This is a genomic window from Pseudomonas paraversuta (assembly GCF_904063065.1).
Taxonomy (GTDB): Bacteria; Pseudomonadota; Gammaproteobacteria; order Pseudomonadales; family Pseudomonadaceae; genus Aquipseudomonas; species Aquipseudomonas paraversuta.
Map to the genome: position 1 here is coordinate 149,930 of NZ_CAJFCL010000001.1, position 18,035 is coordinate 167,964.

Consider the following 18,035-nt stretch of genomic DNA (forward strand, 5'->3'; position numbering starts at 1 on the left):
CACTATGATTCTGTAGCGCCGCGGGCATTTAGCCCACAATAAAAAACGCCCCCGATCACAAGATCGGGGGCGTTTTTATTTATGCCGGTGTCACTGCTCTTAACGAGCCGTGATTTTCCAGGCACGGTGGATTTTGCTGTTGCGGGCAAAGTCCGGATCGATGGTGCTGGCGGTAATTTCTTCTACCGCATAACGCGCTTCCAGATTTTCATCGAGGATGAATTTGCGGAAGTTGTTCGAGAAGTACAACACGCCACCCGGCGCCAGACGCGCCATGGCCAGGTCCAGCAACTGCACATGATCACGCTGGACATCGAAGATGCCTTCCATGCGCTTGGAGTTGGAGAAGGTCGGCGGATCGATAAAGATCAGGTCGTACTCTTCACGGCAGGCATCCAGCCACGCCATCACATCGCCCTGCTCCAGACGGTTCTTGTCCGAGAAACCGTTAAGGGACAAGTTGCGTCGCGCCCAGTCCAGGTATGTTTTCGACAGGTCGACGCTGGTAGTGCTGCGTGCGCCGCCCTTGGCCGCGTGAACGCTGGCGGTTGCGGTGTAGCAGTACAGATTGAGGAAGCGCTTGCCGGCCGCTTCTTTCTGAATGCGCATCCGCATCGGGCGGTGGTCAAGGAACAACCCGGTGTCCAGATAGTCCGTGAGGTTCACCAGCAGCTTCACGCCACCCTCATTGACCTCAGTGAACTTGCCCTGGGCGCTTTGACGCTCGTACTGCTTGGTGCCGCTCTGGCGCTCGCGACGTTTGACGATGACGCGGCTTTTATCGATGTTCAGCGCCTGCGGAATCGCCGCCAGGGCATCGAACATACGGGCCGAGGCTTTTTCCGGATCGATGGATTTTGGCGCAACGTATTCCTGGACGTGAACCCAGTCGTGATACAGGTCGATAGCCATCGAGTACTCAGGCATATCGGCGTCGTATACACGGTAGCAATCAATACCTTCGCGCTTGACCCACTTGCCCAGCGCTTTGAGGTTCTTTTGCAGACGGTTGGCAAACATCTGCCCGCCTTCGCTCAAGCGCGGCTGCTCGATCACCACAGGAGCCGGCTTGATCGGGTTGCCGTTCTTGTTGAACTTCTCGTACTTGCCCGGAGCTTCGATGTTGGACGGCAGATCAGATTCGACCTGCTCACGCTCAGCCTGACGCTGCTCAGGCGTGCGGCGCTCGCCAGTGACGAACTGATCCGGGACGACCTTGATCAGCAACAACTTGCACGGCAAGGCGCCGTTCCAGAACGAATACTGTTTGTGACTGCGAATACCCATGCGCTTGCCCAGATCCGGGGCGCCGGTAAACACTGCCGCTTCCCAGTTCAGACAGGCCTGACGCAGGCGCTCGCCAAGGTTCTGGTAGAGATAGAGCAAGCTAGCCTCATCCCCCAGACGCTCGCCGTACGGAGGGTTACAGATAACCAGACCTTTCTGGTTCTGATCAGGACGCGGCTCAAAGGTCGCGACTTCACCCTGGTAGATCTTGATCCAGTGACTCAAGCCCGCACGTTCAATGTTGTTGCGGGCAGGCTGGATCAGACGCGGATCAGCTTCATAACCACGAATCCACAACGGCGGTTTGGCCATGCCGGCCTCTGCACGCGCAGTGGCTTCTTCATGCAGCTTCTTCCAGATCGCCGGCACATGGCCCAGCCAGGCGTCAAAACCCCAGTGAATACGGTTGAGGTTTGGCGCCATATCGGCAGCAATCATCGCGCCTTCGACCAGGAAGGTACCCACACCGCACATCGGGTCAGCCAGGGCTGCGCCTTCGGCGGCCATACGCGGCCATCCGGCACGGATCAAAATGGCTGCTGCCAGGTTTTCTTTCAGCGGTGCAGCACCTTGCTGCAGACGGTAGCCGCGCTGGTGCAAGCTGCTGCCCGACAAGTCCAGGGACAAAATCGCTTCGCCGCGATCAAGGCGCAAGTGAATGCGAATATCGGGACTGATCTTGTCGATGGAAGGACGCTCGCCGGACGGCGTGCGCAGCTTGTCGACGATGGCGTCTTTAACTTTCAGGGCGCCAAAGTGGGTGTTATCGATGCCTGAGCCATGGCCACTGAATTCAACGGCGAGGGTGCCGTCCGGAACCATATGGTCTTGCCATTCGATATCCAGCACACCGTGGTACAGGTCTTCCGCATCTTTCATCGGGAAGCGCTTGAGCACCAGCAACACTCGGTTGGCAAGACGCGACCAGAGGCACAGGCGGTAGGCAGTTTCCATAGTTGCCATGCCACGAATGGCCGAGGTGTGCTCGCGGGCTTCCTCAAGACCAAGGCCGGTAGCCTCCTCAAGGAGAAGGCCTTCAAGGCCTTTGGGACAAGTAAGGAAGAATTCGTAACGATCCGACATGGGATTCCTGAGCTTTTAGCTATCAGTGAGCAGACAACGCATTGCCTGCTCCGTTTTCAATCAAGCGCTTTTCTTGAAGAGCGCTCGTGTGGCACGAAACTGTGCCGTTCCACCCCCGCGATCAGTCATGCCCTGAGGCACGAAGAGTTTAGACGCAGAGGCAGGTCATTCATCGAGAAACAAATGGTCATGATCAGACCCTTCGTCGAATAGTCTCCCAGCGCTATGGATAGGTATTCGCAGCAGAGAATGAAACACATCATCTTTGTAAACACTCGCCCTATCAGGCTTTGGGCGAAACCGGCCATGCAAAAGCAGCCGCTCTTATGGCCTTAACACCATTATCGTTACGTCCTTATGACAAAACGATCATTCACACGCCTTGGCGCATTGGTTAGAACTGAACCTAGGTTGTCGCCGCACAGGCGCCAACAAAATGCTCGCCACGCCGGCAGCGAGCACACCAACGGCAGAACACTCTGCCCCGACCCTTGGTAGGTCGACGCTATATAAAACAGTCAACAAGTGAGGGCAACACCCTATGAGAAGACTTAAGCGTGATCCGTTGGAAAAAGCTTTTATACGCGGATATCAATACGGCGTTCATGGAAAGTCCCGTGAGCTTTGCCCTTTTACTCTACCGTCGGTACGCCAAGCCTGGATTAACGGCTGGCGCGAAGGACGCGGCGACAACTGGGACGGTATGACTGGCACTGCGGGCATCCACAAACTCAACGAACTCCACGCCGTCGGCTAACACCGGGCATAATCCGACATCACCTCGAAGATGTAACGACTTAACCATGCCGTCCTATCCGGGCGGCGGGCTTCGGCCCAAGGGCTCCTTTTGGGAGCCCTTTTTTATGCCTGCCTGTCGACGCAATTACCCTTTTGCAAACTGTTATTTTCGAACCAGAGCAGAAATGGCGTCGACCGACTCACGAATCAAGGCTGGCCCCTTGTAGATAAAGCCCGAGTAGAGCTGGACCAGGCTAGCACCAGCAGCGATTTTCTCGGCTGCGTACTTGCCTTCAGTGATCCCGCCGGCGGCAATGATCGGCATGCGCCCTGCCAGCTCTGCCGCCAGTACCTTGACCGTATGGGTGCTCTTGTCGCGAACCGGCGCGCCAGACAGACCACCGGCCTCGTCACCATGCTCCATACCCTCAACCCCGACACGACTCAGGGTGGTGTTGGTCGCAATCACTGCATCCATCCCCGTCTCAAGCAGTGCCTGGGCTACCAGGACGGTTTCTTCGTCAGTCATGTCCGGGGCAATCTTGATCGCCAGCGGTACTCGTTTGCCGTGGCGTTGCGTCAGTTCGTTCTGACGCAGTTGTAGGGCTTCAAGCAATTGCTTGAGCGAATCACCGAATTGCAGGCTGCGCAATCCAGGTGTATTCGGCGAACTGACGTTGACCGTTACATAGCTGGCGTGGGTATACACCTTGTCCAGGCAGATCAGGTAGTCGTCGACTGCGCGCTCAACCGGTGTATCGAAGTTCTTGCCAATATTGATGCCCAGAATACCGCTGTACCTGGCAGCCTGAACCCGCGTCAGCAGGTGATCAACCCCAAGGTTGTTAAACCCCATACGATTGATGATTGCCTGTGCTTCAGGCAATCGAAAGATTCTCGGTTTCGGGTTGCCTGGCTGAGGGCGCGGCGTAACCGTACCAATCTCGACGAAGCCAAAACCCAGCTGTGCAAAGCCATCAATGGCCGCACCATTTTTATCGAGACCTGCCGCCAACCCCACCGGGTTCGGAAAATCGAGTCCCATGACGGTCACTGGCAGTTTTGCCGGTGTCTTGCACAACAAACTGTTGAGCCCCAGACGGCCACCCGCACCGATCAAATCCAGGGACAGATCGTGAGAGGTTTCTGGGGATAGTTTGAAGAGCAACTGGCGGGCCAGGTTATACATGGGCTCAATGGTCTCGAAGATGACTTGAATAGGGGCGCGATTATAGCCGCGCATCCCCTGCGCAAGCGAGGGGCAGACGCATCACAATGCCCCTGCCGGGCTAAATCGCAGGCAAAGAAAAACCCGGCCTAAGCCGGGTTTTTCTGAACAGCCTAGCTAAAAATTACTTAGCTTCTGCTTGAACGGTAGCTTCTACGCGACGGTTCAGAGCACGGCCTTCTTCAGTTGCGTTGCTTGCAACTGGGTTAGCTTCACCGTGACCAACAGCGTCTACACGGTTAGCTGCAACACCTTGGTTAACCAGAGCTGCACGAACAGCGTCAGCACGACGTTGCGACAGTTTTTGGTTGTAGGCGTCTGGACCGATGCTGTCAGTGTAACCAGCAACAGTAGTGTTGGTCGCAGGGTACTGCTTCATGAAATCAGCAACGTTGTTGATGTCAGGCATGTACTGCGATTTAACAACCGACTTGTCGAAGTCGAATTTCACGTCAAGTTCAACGCGAACCACTTCAGCGATCGGAGCTTCTGGCTCTGGCTCAGCAACTGGTGCTGGCGCTGGAACTGGAGCAGGAGCAACTTTACCGCCGTTGCCGCCGAAGTTCACACCCAGGCCAACGGTAGGAGCGTAGTCCCACTTGCCGTTGTCCAGTTTGTAGTCAGCTTCAACGCCTGCACGGGCGAACAGGTTGTCAGTGATGTACCACTTAACACCAGCGCCTGCAGTCAGGAAAGTCGACTTGTCGCGACCGCTGTGGCCATTGGCCTCAACGCCGGTCATGCTCTTGTGAGCAACACCGCCGGAAACGTATGGACGCAGAGCGTCACCTACGGTGCCGAAGTGGTACTGAGCGTTCAGACCAAAGTTGTCGCCTTTGATTTTCTGATGGTCACCCTTGGTGGAACGGGTGTGGTTAGTCGTGTCGTAGGTCAGGTTCAACGAAACGTCGTCGGTCAGGAAGTAACCGATCGATGCGCCTGGGTTGTAACCGTCTTCTACGGACTTGACGCTGTCGTTGTACTGTTTTTTGTAGAACAGTTCACCCTCGACCGCGCCTTGGCCTTGTGCCAGGGCACCGAACGAAGTTGCGGCTACAAAGGAACCAATGGCAATGCCCAAGGTGTTTTTCAGTTTCATCCGTTAAATCCCCATCTGGTGATTGTAAAGCAGTCCCACATATCCGGGGGACAACTCGGCGACAAGTCTATCAGACCTTGCCTACACGTAGAGCAATTTGCGCTGAACTAAGTTTCAGCAATACCTGCAAATTTCTCACGTAATTTATCAAGAGCACGCTTGTAACGCATCTTTGTCGCACTCAAACCCATATGCATTATGTCTGCGATTTCCTGAAATTCCAGTTCTGCGACAAAACGCAGCACTAAAATTTCACGATCTATCGGGTTCACATGCACCAGCCAGCGATCAAGTCCGCCCTTTTCCTCAGGTTTCGGCGCCTTTTCTTCGGACGCTTCCTCGAGGGGGTCAATACTTAATGCGTCCATCAAGCGACGCTTTCGCCGTTCCTTTCGATACTGCGTAATACATTCGTTGTAAGTAATACTATATAGCCATGTTTTGAATTTCGATTTGCCCTCGAAATTCTTCAGACCATACAGCACCTTTAGCATCACTTCCTGACAGACATCATCAGCGTCCCTATCGTTCCCTAAATATCTTGAACAAACGTTGAACAAGGTGCGCTGATAGCGTCGCATCAGTTCTTCATAGGCGCGCGTGACGTGAAACAACTCATCATGCGCGCGCGCCACCAACTCCTCATCAGAGAGCTCGCGGGGGTCGTAGCGCATGGATAGCGATTGGGCTTTATTCAAAACGAGTCGTGCCGACAGTCAGGTCAATGTCCGCCGCAGCCTTGGAAACAGGCTTTTTTGCGGTGGCATACATTAGCAGGGTTTGCCGCATCAGCGGCTGGTCACGTGCTGCTCCAGCAAGATCCGATTAGAGATGGAGACTAGCTCACCCTCATCAGTCAGCAACGTGGTTTTAACCGTGCCTATTTCTTCAATCTGACCTGCAACCTCACCCACTCGAACGTCCTGCCCAACCTGATACAGCTCACGCACATAGATCCCGGCGAGGATCTGCCCTGCAATCTCCCGACTTCCCAGCCCCATGGCCAGGGCCACAGCCAGGCCAACGGTAATCAGTACAATCACAATTACATGGTTAAGCAGGTCAGTCTTGACCTCCAGCTGGCTGATTGCCACGGAAATACTGATGATGATCACCAGACCCTGTGCCACACGCCCCAGACCGCCTGCGTAATCAAACCCGACACTCTCGGCAGCGCCACGTACAAGACCGTTGAGCAACTGTGCAACCAGCACACCTACCAACAACACTAGCAGCGCACCAAAGACCTTGGGCAAATACAGCGTAAAGATGTCAAGCGTAGCAGAGACACGTTCCAGCCCCAGCGACTGCGCGGCGGAGACCAGAAAGATCAGCAGAATAAACCAATAGACGATTTTGCCAATCAGGGTCGAAATCGGGACCTGAATGCCTGCGCGCCCCAGAATCTTGGTGAGACCGGTACCGCCCATCAAACGGTCAAGACCCAACTTGGCGAGCAGCTTCGACAGCAGGGTATCCAGCAGCTTGGCTACAACGAAGCCCAGCAGCACCACCACCAACGCCCCGAAAAGGTTAGGGATGAAGTTGGCAATTTTAGTCCACAAGGCAGTCATTGCCGTGACCAGGCTCTGGGTCCAGAGATCAAGTTCCATGTTCAATCAGCCTTATCAGCAGGGCGAGCAACAGGTTTGCGTCGCGAAACGGGCGCAATATGAGCCGAACCGCTGTTCAAAGCAATCATCAGTGCTTGCACCCAGCGCCCCAGCAAGCTGAAAAGATCGCCCGCGCCTACCTGGCGGTTAGCGGTTTTCAGTACTCGGCCCAGGCAGGCGTCATCGTCCCGCGTGGACGGCGGCGCCTTGAGCATTTCACGTAATGACTGTTCAAACGGATCGTGCATAAGCACCTCTCGGTATGTCTGTAAAAGACGCGAACAACTTTATCGGCGTCACATGCGCCCCGTTCAAAGCCACTGCAAACGACGATAAAACCACCACTGACCGACACCAATGATCAGCATCAAAATGCAAATCACGGCAAAACCATAGGGGTCGTTGGAGAGCGGTACACCGCCCACGTTGATCCCGAGCAAACCGGTAAGAAAGGTGATGGGCAGGAATATCCCGGTAAGCACGCCGAAGCGATACATGATGCGACTCATGCGCACATTCAAACGACGATCTTCAGCCTCAAGGACCAGCCCCACGCGCTCGCGGGTCAACTCGAGTTCTTCCAGATAGCGGGTCAGGCTGTTGTTCAGCTCGTTCCAGTAATCAGCATCATCAGAGCTGAACCACGGTAATTTTGTCCGTGTGAGCTGTCCGAAAATATCCCTTTGCGGTGCCAGAAAACGACGCAAAGCGGCAGCCCTCCGACGAATCTGCAGAATAGATCCATGCTCCGGCGTATACCGTTCGTCGGCATCTATTTTATCTTCTTCGTCATCGACGATTTCTGACAGCTCGCTTATCAAATCCTGCACCTTCAATGTCAGGTGCTGAGCCAGATAAAGGATCAGTTCAGCCGGATTTTTGGGGCCTTCACCCACGGCAAACTCACCGAGCAGCTCGTCAGTGGCCCGCAACGGACGCATCCGCAAAGAAATAACCCGCTGGGCACTGCCAAAGATCCGCAGCGAGACCATGTCTTCGGGCTCTGCCCCGGGGTTCAGATTGACCCCGCGCAAAAACAGCAGCAGCTCACTGTCGGGCAGTGACAGCAAACGAGGACGGGTGTTTTCTTCAAGCAGCAAATCACAGCTGAAGTCACTTAAACCACTGGAGTCCCGCAACCAGCTCTGGGTTTGCGGGTGACTGCGATCCCAATGCAACCAAATGCTTTCATGCGCCTGCAACTGCAGACCGTTCAGCTCGGTGCGAGCGATCGAGCGCGCACCGCCTTCACCGTCCAGCACCAGCGCATGCACCAGCCCCCATTGAGCGTTTTCGTCCTCGAACATCCATGATCCTTAGTGTTAAAGCGTTTAGTCCGGCATTTTCAGAGCAACTGGAGAAATGATAACGCCATTGTTATCGGCGTAAATGAATTCTCCGGGACGAAATGTGACACCTGCAAACGTCACTGGCACATTCACATCACCAAGACCACGCCTGACGGACTTGAGCGGGTGGCTGGCCAAGGCCTGCACCCCCAGGTCAGTTTGAGCGAGAACATCGACATCACGGATACAACCGTAAATCACCAGCCCTTCCCAACCGTTCTTCGATGCTTTTTCGGCAATCATGTCGCCCAGCAGGGCATGACGCAGAGAGCCCCCGCCATCAACAACCAGGACTTTGCCCTTGCCATTGAGCTCGGCTTGCTCCTTGACCCGGGAATTGTCCTCGAAGCACTTGATGGTCACGATCTCACCACCAAAGGAGTCCCGTCCGCCAAAATTGCTGAACATCGGCTCAAGCACCTGAACAGACTCAGGGTAGGCATCACACAGATCGGGAGTGATGTAGTGATTCATGGAATAACTCCTGTTTCGGATGGCACAGCAGGGAGAAATACGACAACACTACTTTATAGACGCTCTGGTACAGGCTGACTGTATATGTTTACGCATCCATCAGCGAGATCACAGCACAAGCCAGGACGCCAAATGTGACCATAATCACAAGCGGCGTCACCGACCTGCCAGCACCTGCAGCACTCAGCGCCCCGGATTAAAAACCGCTGACCCGGGCATGCCCTTCTTCGGCCGCCGGCACGGAGTGCTGCATCAACCAGTTACGCACCAACGGCCAGACTTCCTGCCGAGCCGCCTGGCTAACCAGCATTTCTACGTGACTGAAGTCAGAAGTGAAACCCTGCTGGCGCCCCAACGTGACAAAAGTACGCTGCTGCGAGCCCAACTGATCGTAGAGTTTTCGGCACGCCCACTCCGGCGTTTGCTGATCGCCCGCGGCAGCAACGGCCAGTACCGGCACCTGAACCTCGGCCAGCCCTGCCCACCAATCTCTTTGCGCATCTTTGAAGCCACCCATGAAACCATTCCAGCGCAAGGTTTCCAGGGCCATGCTGATGGGCTCGTCTTCCGGACCACGCTTAAGCCGCGAACCCGAGAGCTGCGCAAAGCGCTTCAACAGCAGATAAGCGCACCATTGCACCGGCGGAATTTTCAGTGACCAGTAACGGCGGTTGATCTGGCACCCAAAAAATGCCGCCGAGGCCACGTCCTCATCCCCCAGATACTGTCCACCAAGGGCCGCTGCCAGGCTGATGCCGCCTTGAGAGTGACCGATCCAGTGCGGGATATCCCCGCTTTGCTCGCGCACGAATGCGCCGATGGCCGGCAAATCATAACGGGCGTAATCCGCCACCCGATTCTTGCCCCAATGGATATTGCGTGACGAAAGACCATGACCGCGCATTTCGGGCAACCACACATCAAAGCCGGCCCGGGCCAGAAATGCCCCCAACCCCACACCTTTGGGCGAGTACCAGAACCGACGATTGGAAAAGCTGCCGTGCAACAGGATAACCGGCACACCGCGCACTTCGCTGGCGTCAGCCATGCCCAGGCGCGTCACCACCAGCTCCACGGAAATGTCCGGGCTATTGGCGGGTTTCAAGCGATAAACGTCTTCGCTTAGATCACCCCGACGCTCAGCGCTAATCAGGGCAACGGGAAAAAGATGACTGCTGCTTTGCATAATGCTCTTGCACAAAAAAGGGCGACTCCATAGAGGAACTCGCCCTACCACTGCTTATAAAGAGCAGAGCAGCCCATTGGCTGCCCCGCCCTTCTCTCAACGACTCAAGCCTGGGCTTGACCTTCCGCCAGGAAGAACCAGGTTTCCAGCACGGTGTCAGGGTTCAGGGACACACTTTCAATGCCCTGCTCCATCAACCACAGCGCCAGATCCGGATGATCGGACGGGCCCTGACCGCAAATACCGATGTACTTGCCAGCCTTGTTGCAGGCCTGGATAGCATTGGACAGCAGCTTTTTAACTGCCGGGTTACGCTCGTCAAACAAGTGTGCGATGACACCGGAGTCGCGGTCCAGCCCCAGGGTCAACTGGGTCAGGTCGTTGGAACCGATGGAGAAACCGTCGAAGAACTCAAGGAACTCTTCAGCCAGAATCGCGTTGGACGGCAACTCGCACATCATGATGATGCGCAGGCCGTTTTCGCCACGCTTGAGGCCGTTTTCAGCCAGCAAGTCGATGACCTGGCTCGCCTCACCCAGGGTGCGCACGAACGGCACCATGATTTCGACGTTGGTGAAGCCCATCTCGTTGCGCACACGCTTGAGGGCGCGGCACTCGAGCTCGAAACAATCGCGGAAGTTTTCGCTGATGTAACGCGAAGCACCGCGGAAGCCCAGCATCGGGTTCTCTTCTTCCGGCTCGTACAGCTTGCCGCCGATCAGGTTCGCGTATTCGTTGGACTTGAAGTCCGACAGACGCACTATCACTTTCTTCGGAGTGAAGGCACCGGCCAGGGTACTGATGCCTTCAACCAGTTTCTCGACATAGAAACCGACCGGGTCGTCATAGCCAGCGATACGCTTGTCGACGCTGTCCTTGATTTCCTGAGGCAGACCGTCGTAGTTCAGCAGTGCCTTGGGGTGCACACCGATCATACGGTTGATGATGAATTCCAGACGGGCCAGACCCACACCGGCGTTCGGCAACTGTGCGAAGTCAAACGCGCGATCCGGGTTACCGACGTTCATCATGATTTTGAACGGCAGTTCCGGCATGGCATCAACCGAGTTTTTCTTGATATCGAAGCCCAGTTCGCCTTCGAAGATGAAACCGGTGTCACCTTCGGCACAGGAAACAGTCACGCCCTGGCCGTCTTTCAACAACTGGGTTGCGTTGCCGCAACCGACCACGGCCGGAATCCCCAGCTCTCGCGCGATGATCGCCGCGTGACAGGTACGCCCGCCACGGTTGGTGACGATGGCGCTGGCGCGCTTCATGACCGGTTCCCAGTCCGGGTCAGTCATGTCAGAGACCAGAACGTCGCCCGGCTGGACTTTGTCCATCTCGGACACGTCCTTGATGATGCGCACCTTGCCTGCGCCGATACGCTGACCGATTGCCCGACCTTCCACCAGCACCGTGCCGGTTTCTTTCAACAGATAGCGTTCCATGACATTGCCGGCACTGCGGCTTTTCACGGTTTCAGGACGCGCCTGAACGATGTACAGCTTGCCGTCGTCACCGTCTTTGGCCCATTCGATGTCCATCGGGCACTTGTAGTGCTTCTCGATGATCATCGCCTGCTTGGCCAGCTCGCTGACTTCAGCGTCGGTCAGGCAGAAGCGGGCACGGTCGGCCTTGTCAACGTCGATCACCTTGACCGACTTGCCGGCGCTGGCTTCTTCGCCGTAAATCATCTTGATTGCCTTGCTGCCCAGGTTGCGGCGCAAAATCGCCGGGCGACCGGCTTCCAGAGTCTGCTTGTGGACGTAGAACTCGTCCGGGTTGACCGCGCCCTGCACAACGGTTTCGCCCAGGCCGTAGGCGCCGGTGATAAACACTACATCACGGAAACCCGACTCGGTGTCCAGGGTGAACATCACACCCGCGGTGCCGGTTTCGGAGCGCACCATGCGCTGCACACCTGCCGACAGGGCGACCAGTTTGTGGTCAAAACCCTGGTGCACGCGGTAAGAAATCGCACGATCGTTGAACAAGGAGGCAAATACCTCTTTGGCCGCACGGATCACGTTCTCGACACCACGGATGTTCAGAAAAGTTTCTTGCTGACCGGCAAAGGAGGCATCCGGCAGATCTTCGGCGGTGGCCGAGGAGCGCACGGCAACAGCCATGTCCGGGTTGCCCTGGGACAAGGTTGCGAAAGCGGTACGGATTTCTGCGTTGAGCTTTTCCGGGAACTCGGCTTCCATGATCCATTGACGGATCTGGGCACCGGTGCGGGCCAGGGCGTTCACGTCATCGACATCCAGCGCGTCCAGCGCCGCATGAATCTGATCGTTCAAGCCGCTCAGCTCAAGAAAATCACGATATGCCTGGGAGGTGGTGGCAAAACCACCGGGAACCGAAACACCAGCGCCTGCAAGATTACTGATCATCTCGCCGAGGGATGCGTTCTTGCCCCCCACATGCTCTACATCATGGACGCCGAGCTTATCGAGGGAAACTACGTACTCTACCAAGGTGATCTCTCCACTAACTGTGTTGGAAAAGCTCAGGGCGCTGAATGCTCATCTGGGGGGCATCGCAGCGATTGTGGCCTGGACCTGGAAAATAAGTGACACTGCCGGCCATGTAGCGCGACAAATCGCACCTATCATATCCAACAATCGTCACCAGCTTAAGGCCCAAGGCGCAAATGAAACGATCTGCTTTCTTTATCTCCGATGGCACCGGCATTACTGCCGAAACCCTGGGCCAAAGTTTGTTGGCACAATTTGAAAATGTGACCTTCAGCAAGTTCACACGCCCCTATATAGACAGCGTGGACAAAGCGCGGGCAATGGTACAACAAATCGACAACGCCGCCGAAAAAGACGGACTTCGGCCGATTATCTTCGACACTATCGTCAATCAGGATATTCGCGAGATCCTCGCCACCTCCAATGGCTTCATGATCGATATTTTCTCCAGCTTCCTTGCACCACTGGAGCAAGAACTGGATGAGCATTCCTCGTACTCGGTGGGCAAATCCCACTCCATCGGCCACAACTCCAATTACATGGAGCGAATCGAAGCCGTGAACTTTGCCCTCGACAACGACGATGGCGCCCGCACCCACAAGTACGACAAAGCCGACCTGATCCTGGTGGGCGTGTCACGCTGCGGCAAAACCCCGACCTGCCTTTATATGGCAATGCAATTCGGCATTCGGGCGGCCAACTACCCGCTGACCGATGACGACATGGAGAGCCTCAAGTTGCCGGCGGCCTTGAGCGCGCACAAACACAAACTCTTCGGCCTGACCATTGACCCTGACCGCCTGACCGCCATTCGCAACGAGCGCAAACCCAACAGTCGCTATTCAAGCTACGCCCAATGCGAGTTTGAAGTGCGCGAGGTCGAGCTACTGTTCCAGCGCGAAAACATTCCCCACATCAATTCCACGCATTTTTCGGTGGAAGAAATCTCGGCCAAAATCCTGGTCGAAAAAGGCGTGGAGCGACGTTTCAAATAACCCCGGCCCTTACTCTGTGGGAGCTGGCAATCCAGCTCCCGCAATCATTGCTCTGGGGCTACAGCCGGTTTACATCACCAACAAATCCACAAATGTATGAACCGGTGTCGCCTCCAGCGCCGCCTGGTCCTTGCACAGCGCAAAAATCTGCTTGCAACGCTGGCCCACAAAGCGCGTCGCCAAATTGGCCTTGAACTTGTCTTCCAGCAACGGAATACCTTCGGCACGCCGCCGACGATGGCCAACCGGATACTCCACCACCACTTGCCCGGTGCTGCTGCCATCGCTGAAAAACACCTGAATCCCGTTGGCTATCGAGCGCTTGTCGGCCTCCAGGTATTCGCGGGTAAAACGCGGCTCCTCAACAATCACCATCTTCTCGCGCAACTGATCGATGATCGGATGCGCCGCGTGAAAATCATCCTCGTACTGCTCCGCCACCAAATTGCCAAAGGCCAGCGGCACAGCCGTCATGTATTGAATGCAGTGATCCCGATCCGCTGCGTTGGCCAATTTGCCCTGCTTGGAAATGATCCGAATCGCTGATTCGTGGGTTGTAATCACAATTTTTTCGATCTCATGCAGACGATCCTTGACCTGCGGATGCAAGGTTACCGCCGCTTCACAGGCGGTTTGTGCATGAAATTCGGCCGGAAAACTGATCTTGAACAGCACGTTTTCCATCACATAAGTGCCATAGGGCCGGGACAGGCTGAACTGACGCTGGTCTTCAGGCTTGAGCGCCAGATCCTTGTTGGTATGGCTGAACAGCACATCGTAAAAACCCCACTGCGGCGCCGTCAGTACCCCGGGAACCCCCATCTCGCCGCGCATCGCGATATCCGCCAGACGCACGCCACGACTCGACGCATCCCCGGCCGCCCAGGATTTTCGCGACCCGGCATTGGGTGCATGGCGGTAGGTGCGCAGCGCCTGGCCATCGACAAAGGCATGGGACAATGCCGACAGCAACTGCTCGCGGTCAGCCCCCATCAGCTTGGCGCAGACCGCCGTCGAAGCGACTTTCACCAACAGCACGTGATCGAGTCCTACACGGTTGAAGGAGTTTTCCAGGGCAATCACCCCCTGAATCTCATGGGCCATAATCATGGCCTCAAGCACCGCCCTCACCCTCAGCGGCGCTTCGCCATTGGCCACCCGCTTTTGCGACAGGTGATCGGCCACCGCCAGAATGCCCCCCAGATTATCCGAAGGATGACCCCACTCCGCCGCCAGCCAGGTGTCGTTGTAATCCAGCCAGCGCACGATGCAGCCGATGTCCCACGCCGCCTTGACCGGGTCCAGCCGCAACGAAGTCCCCGGCACACGGGCACCAAAGGGCACCAGCGTGCCCTCGACTATCGGCCCCAGGTGCTTGGTGCACTCCGGAAAACGCAACGCCAGCAAGCCACAGCCCAAGGTGTCCAGCAGACAGTGGCGGGCAGTGTTCAGGGCTTCGGGCGAAGTGATGGTGTAAGTCAGGACGTAATCGGCAATGTCCTGCAAGACGCGGTCATAGTCGGGACGATTGTTGAGGTCGACGTTGGCACTCATTGATAATTGCTCCAGTGCGGATAATTAAAAGGTGTGTTCCATCCTCAGGCTCGGCGTGATCATGCGGGTCTGGAGCGCCCGCTCAAGTAGGTTTCTACAGTCAGACAGCCTCCCACTGTAGAGGGCTTAAGTCGTACTTGCGTTCAGCTGCGGGTTAAAAAGGCGTCTGCCAGCAGCCGGTTGCGCGCCAGCCCCGCCAGAAACAAACGCTTGGCGAAGGCCTCGACACTGTCGGGGTGACCGCAGACCAAAGCATGGGTCTGGCGCGAATCCACCCTCAGCCCGGCCAGAAAGTCCGCTAGCCGGGCACGTTCGACCCACTCGACCTGCAGATTTGGCTCAGCGGCCGCCAGCGCCTGCAGTTCAGCCTTAAGGTAGTGTTCAGCGGCATCCCGGGCCACATGGATCAGACGGATCGGCCCTTGATGGTCCTGACGCAGCGCCTCGCGCAGTACGCCATACAACGGCCCCAGCCCGGTGCCGGACGCCAGCAGCCAGAGCGGCTGCTCCTGCCAGTCGGGGTCGTAACGCAGGGCGCCGCCACGCAGCTCCCCCAACCGCAGCGGATCGCCAACCCGCAACTGACGCGCGGCGCTGACAAACTCACCGGCATGGGCGCAATCGAGGTGGAATTCCAGAAACCGCTCTTCATCCGGCAGGCTGGCTAGCGAATACGGACGCGCGACACCGCTGGCTGTCCACAACACCATATGCTGACCGGCGCGATAACGCAGCGAACGCCCGGGCAACAACCGCAAGCGCAACACCGTCGGGCTCAACCAGTCGACACTCAGCACCTCGGCGGGCAAGCCATCGCGGATCGGATCGAAGGCTTCAAGCTGCAAGTCCTCCACCACCTGACACTGACAGGCCAGGCGCCAGCCTTGTTCGCGCTGGGCGCGGCTCAGTGCCTCGGGCTTGAGATCGGCCGGCTCGCCACGCACACAACGCACCAGACAGGCATGGCAACTGCCGGCACGGCAGCTGTAAGGCACCGCCACACCGGCCTGATTGAGGCTATCGAGCAAATTGGCATCCTGGGGAACCGACCAGCGCCGGTCAGCGACGTGTAACTCGGGCACTTCATATGTCCTGTAAGAGATTCAGTGCAGCATGATAATCCGATAAGCCTGTAGCCGCTGCCTGTCACAGGCCGCGCAGCGGCCCCGAATGTGAAAAGCCAAGGTCCGGCGCAGCCTTCGCCAGCGGCTACAAATACCCCCGACCTTCGTTTATACCCCCCGCAGGTGTATCAAGTCGTACGCCGGGTTATACTGCCGCGCCTTTTTTGTACCGGCCCTCCGTGCCCGGTATGCCCAGCAAAGATGTTTTCGACAGACCGATAGACCCAGGTCGCAAACACCTTATTGAATGTTCCCGTCTTATAGAGGAGCGCGACCCATGACCGTGATCAAGCAAGACGACCTGATTCAGAGCGTTGCTGACGCCCTGCAGTTCATTTCCTACTACCACCCCGTGGACTTCATCCAGGCCATGCACGAGGCTTACCTGCGCGAAGAATCGCCAGCGGCCCGTGACTCGATGGCGCAAATCCTGATCAACTCGCGCATGTGTGCCACCGGCCACCGCCCGATTTGCCAGGACACCGGCATCGTCACCGTATTCGTGCGTGTGGGCATGGATGTGCGCTGGACCGGCGCCACCATGGGCCTGGACGACATGATCAACGAAGGCGTGCGTCGCGCTTACAACCTCCCGGAAAACGTCCTGCGGGCTTCGATCCTGGCCGACCCGGCCGGTGCTCGTCGCAACACCAAGGACAACACCCCGGCAGTTATCCACTACTCCATCGTTCCGGGCAACACCGTGGAAGTGGACGTAGCAGCCAAGGGCGGCGGCTCCGAAAACAAGTCGAAAATGGCCATGCTCAACCCGTCCGACTCGATCGTTGACTGGGTACTCAAGACCGTTCCGACCATGGGTGCAGGCTGGTGTCCACCGGGCATGCTCGGCATCGGTATCGGCGGCACGGCTGAAAAAGCAGCGGTAATGGCCAAGGAAGTGTTGATGGAATCCATCGACATCCACGACCTGATCAAGCGCGGCCCGTCCAGCCGTATCGAAGAGATGCGTATTGAACTGTTCGAGAAGGTCAACCAGCTGGGCATCGGCGCCCAGGGCCTTGGCGGCCTGACCACCGTGCTCGACGTAAAAATCATGGACTACCCGACCCACGCCGCTTCCTTGCCGGTGTGCATGATCCCGAACTGCGCGGCCACCCGCCATGCGCATTTTGTGCTCGACGGTTCCGGCCCGGCCGAACTCGAGGCACCACCGCTGGACGCCTACCCGCAAATCGTCTGGGAAGCAGGTCCATCGGCACGCCGTGTAGACCTGGACACCCTGACCCCGGAAGACGTGCAAAGCTGGAAGCCGGGCGAGACCGTTTTGCTCAACGGCAAAATGCTCACCGGTCGCGACGCTGCGCACAAGCGCATGGTCGAAATGCTCAACCGCGGCGAAACCTTGCCGGTCGACCTCAAGGGTCGCTTCATCTATTACGTGGGCCCGGTTGATCCGGTCGGCGACGAAGTAGTGGGGCCTGCCGGTCCGACCACAGCCACGCGGATGGACAAGTTCACCCGCCAGATCCTGGATCAGACCGGCCTGCTGGGCATGATCGGCAAATCCGAGCGCGGCCCGACCGCTATCGAAGCGATCAAGGACCACAAAGCCGTGTACTTGATGGCGGTTGGCGGTGCAGCGTATCTGGTGGCTCAGGCCATCAAGAAATCCCGCGTAGTCGCCTTTGCCGAACTGGGCATGGAAGCGATCTACGAGTTCGACGTAAAAGACATGCCGGTTACCGTGGCTGTCGACAGTAAAGGCGAGTCGGTGCACATCACCGGCCCGGCAATCTGGCAGAAGAAAATCAGCGAAAGCCTGGCCGTTGAAGTGCAGTAAGCCCTTCTAAGCCAGACACAAAAA

General features: G+C 57.0%; 15 protein-coding genes. 3 read left to right on the plus strand and 12 right to left on the minus strand.

The window, feature by feature from the left end:
- Window positions 1-99 precede the first annotated feature (99 nt).
- Window positions 100-2,370 (minus strand): bifunctional 23S rRNA (guanine(2069)-N(7))-methyltransferase RlmK/23S rRNA (guanine(2445)-N(2))-methyltransferase RlmL, encoded by a 2,271-nt coding sequence (gene rlmKL / locus JQ845_RS00695; protein WP_003441183.1) that lies wholly within the window; start codon window positions 2,368-2,370, stop codon window positions 100-102.
- A gap of 541 nt (window positions 2,371-2,911) precedes the next feature.
- Here rlmKL and rmf point away from each other — a divergent pair.
- A complete protein-coding gene (gene rmf / locus JQ845_RS00700; protein WP_003441178.1) occupies window positions 2,912-3,127 on the plus strand; it encodes a ribosome modulation factor in 216 nt (71 codons plus the stop codon).
- A 144-nt stretch (window positions 3,128-3,271) separates the two neighbouring features.
- Here rmf and JQ845_RS00705 read toward each other — a convergent pair whose 3' ends face one another.
- The 9 genes from JQ845_RS00705 to ppsA all read right to left on the minus strand — a co-directional run bounded on the left by JQ845_RS00705 (window position 3,272) and on the right by ppsA (window position 12,537).
- Window positions 3,272-4,297 carry a quinone-dependent dihydroorotate dehydrogenase gene (locus tag JQ845_RS00705; protein WP_003441176.1) on the minus strand — a complete coding sequence of 342 codons (1,026 nt, stop codon included), beginning with the start codon at window positions 4,295-4,297 and terminating at the stop codon, window positions 3,272-3,274.
- 163 nt (window positions 4,298-4,460) lie between these two features.
- Entirely contained in the window at window positions 4,461-5,435 is a 975-nt protein-coding gene (locus JQ845_RS00710; protein ID WP_003441173.1) for an OmpA family protein, read from the minus strand.
- Window positions 5,436-5,542: 107 nt separating this feature from the next.
- Window positions 5,543-6,133 carry an RNA polymerase sigma factor SigX gene (gene sigX, locus JQ845_RS00715; RefSeq protein WP_029612359.1) on the minus strand — a complete coding sequence of 197 codons (591 nt, stop codon included), beginning with the start codon at window positions 6,131-6,133 and terminating at the stop codon, window positions 5,543-5,545.
- 90 nt (window positions 6,134-6,223) lie between these two features.
- Complete coding sequence (locus tag JQ845_RS00720; RefSeq protein ID WP_003441169.1) at window positions 6,224-7,048, minus strand: mechanosensitive ion channel family protein; 825 nt, start codon at window positions 7,046-7,048, stop codon at window positions 6,224-6,226.
- A gap of 2 nt (window positions 7,049-7,050) precedes the next feature.
- Window positions 7,051-7,296 (minus strand): hypothetical protein, encoded by a 246-nt coding sequence (locus JQ845_RS00725; RefSeq protein WP_003441167.1) that lies wholly within the window; start codon window positions 7,294-7,296, stop codon window positions 7,051-7,053.
- 63 nt (window positions 7,297-7,359) lie between these two features.
- Complete coding sequence (locus JQ845_RS00730) at window positions 7,360-8,355, minus strand: CorA family divalent cation transporter (RefSeq protein WP_003441165.1); 996 nt, start codon at window positions 8,353-8,355, stop codon at window positions 7,360-7,362.
- A gap of 24 nt (window positions 8,356-8,379) precedes the next feature.
- Complete coding sequence (gene rraA, locus JQ845_RS00735; RefSeq protein ID WP_003441164.1) at window positions 8,380-8,871, minus strand: ribonuclease E activity regulator RraA; 492 nt, start codon at window positions 8,869-8,871, stop codon at window positions 8,380-8,382.
- A 196-nt stretch (window positions 8,872-9,067) separates the two neighbouring features.
- A complete protein-coding gene (locus tag JQ845_RS00740; RefSeq protein WP_003441162.1) occupies window positions 9,068-10,057 on the minus strand; it encodes an alpha/beta fold hydrolase in 990 nt (329 codons plus the stop codon).
- 104 nt (window positions 10,058-10,161) lie between these two features.
- Window positions 10,162-12,537, minus strand: a complete 2,376-nt coding sequence (gene ppsA, locus JQ845_RS00745; RefSeq protein WP_010655860.1) for a phosphoenolpyruvate synthase — start codon at window positions 12,535-12,537, stop codon at window positions 10,162-10,164.
- A 176-nt stretch (window positions 12,538-12,713) separates the two neighbouring features.
- On the opposite strand from ppsA, the gene ppsR reads away from it, so the two are divergent.
- Window positions 12,714-13,532, plus strand: coding sequence for a posphoenolpyruvate synthetase regulatory kinase/phosphorylase PpsR (gene ppsR / locus JQ845_RS00750; protein WP_003441157.1), 819 nt, complete (start codon window positions 12,714-12,716; stop codon window positions 13,530-13,532).
- Window positions 13,533-13,601: 69 nt separating this feature from the next.
- Here the strand turns inward: ppsR and prpD are convergent, their stop codons facing one another.
- Both prpD and JQ845_RS00760 read right to left on the minus strand, forming a co-directional pair.
- Window positions 13,602-15,086: a 2-methylcitrate dehydratase gene (gene prpD, locus JQ845_RS00755; protein WP_010655861.1), complete on the minus strand. Its 1,485-nt coding sequence runs from the start codon at window positions 15,084-15,086 to the stop codon at window positions 13,602-13,604.
- A 143-nt stretch (window positions 15,087-15,229) separates the two neighbouring features.
- On the minus strand, window positions 15,230-16,168 hold the full coding sequence (locus JQ845_RS00760) for an iron-sulfur-binding ferredoxin reductase (protein WP_127196585.1): 939 nt from the start codon (window positions 16,166-16,168) through the stop codon (window positions 15,230-15,232).
- A gap of 319 nt (window positions 16,169-16,487) precedes the next feature.
- Here JQ845_RS00760 and JQ845_RS00765 point away from each other — a divergent pair, with 319 nt between their 5' ends.
- Entirely contained in the window at window positions 16,488-18,011 is a 1,524-nt protein-coding gene (locus JQ845_RS00765) for a fumarate hydratase (RefSeq protein ID WP_003441135.1), read from the plus strand.
- The last annotated feature ends 24 nt before the right edge of the window (window positions 18,012-18,035 follow it).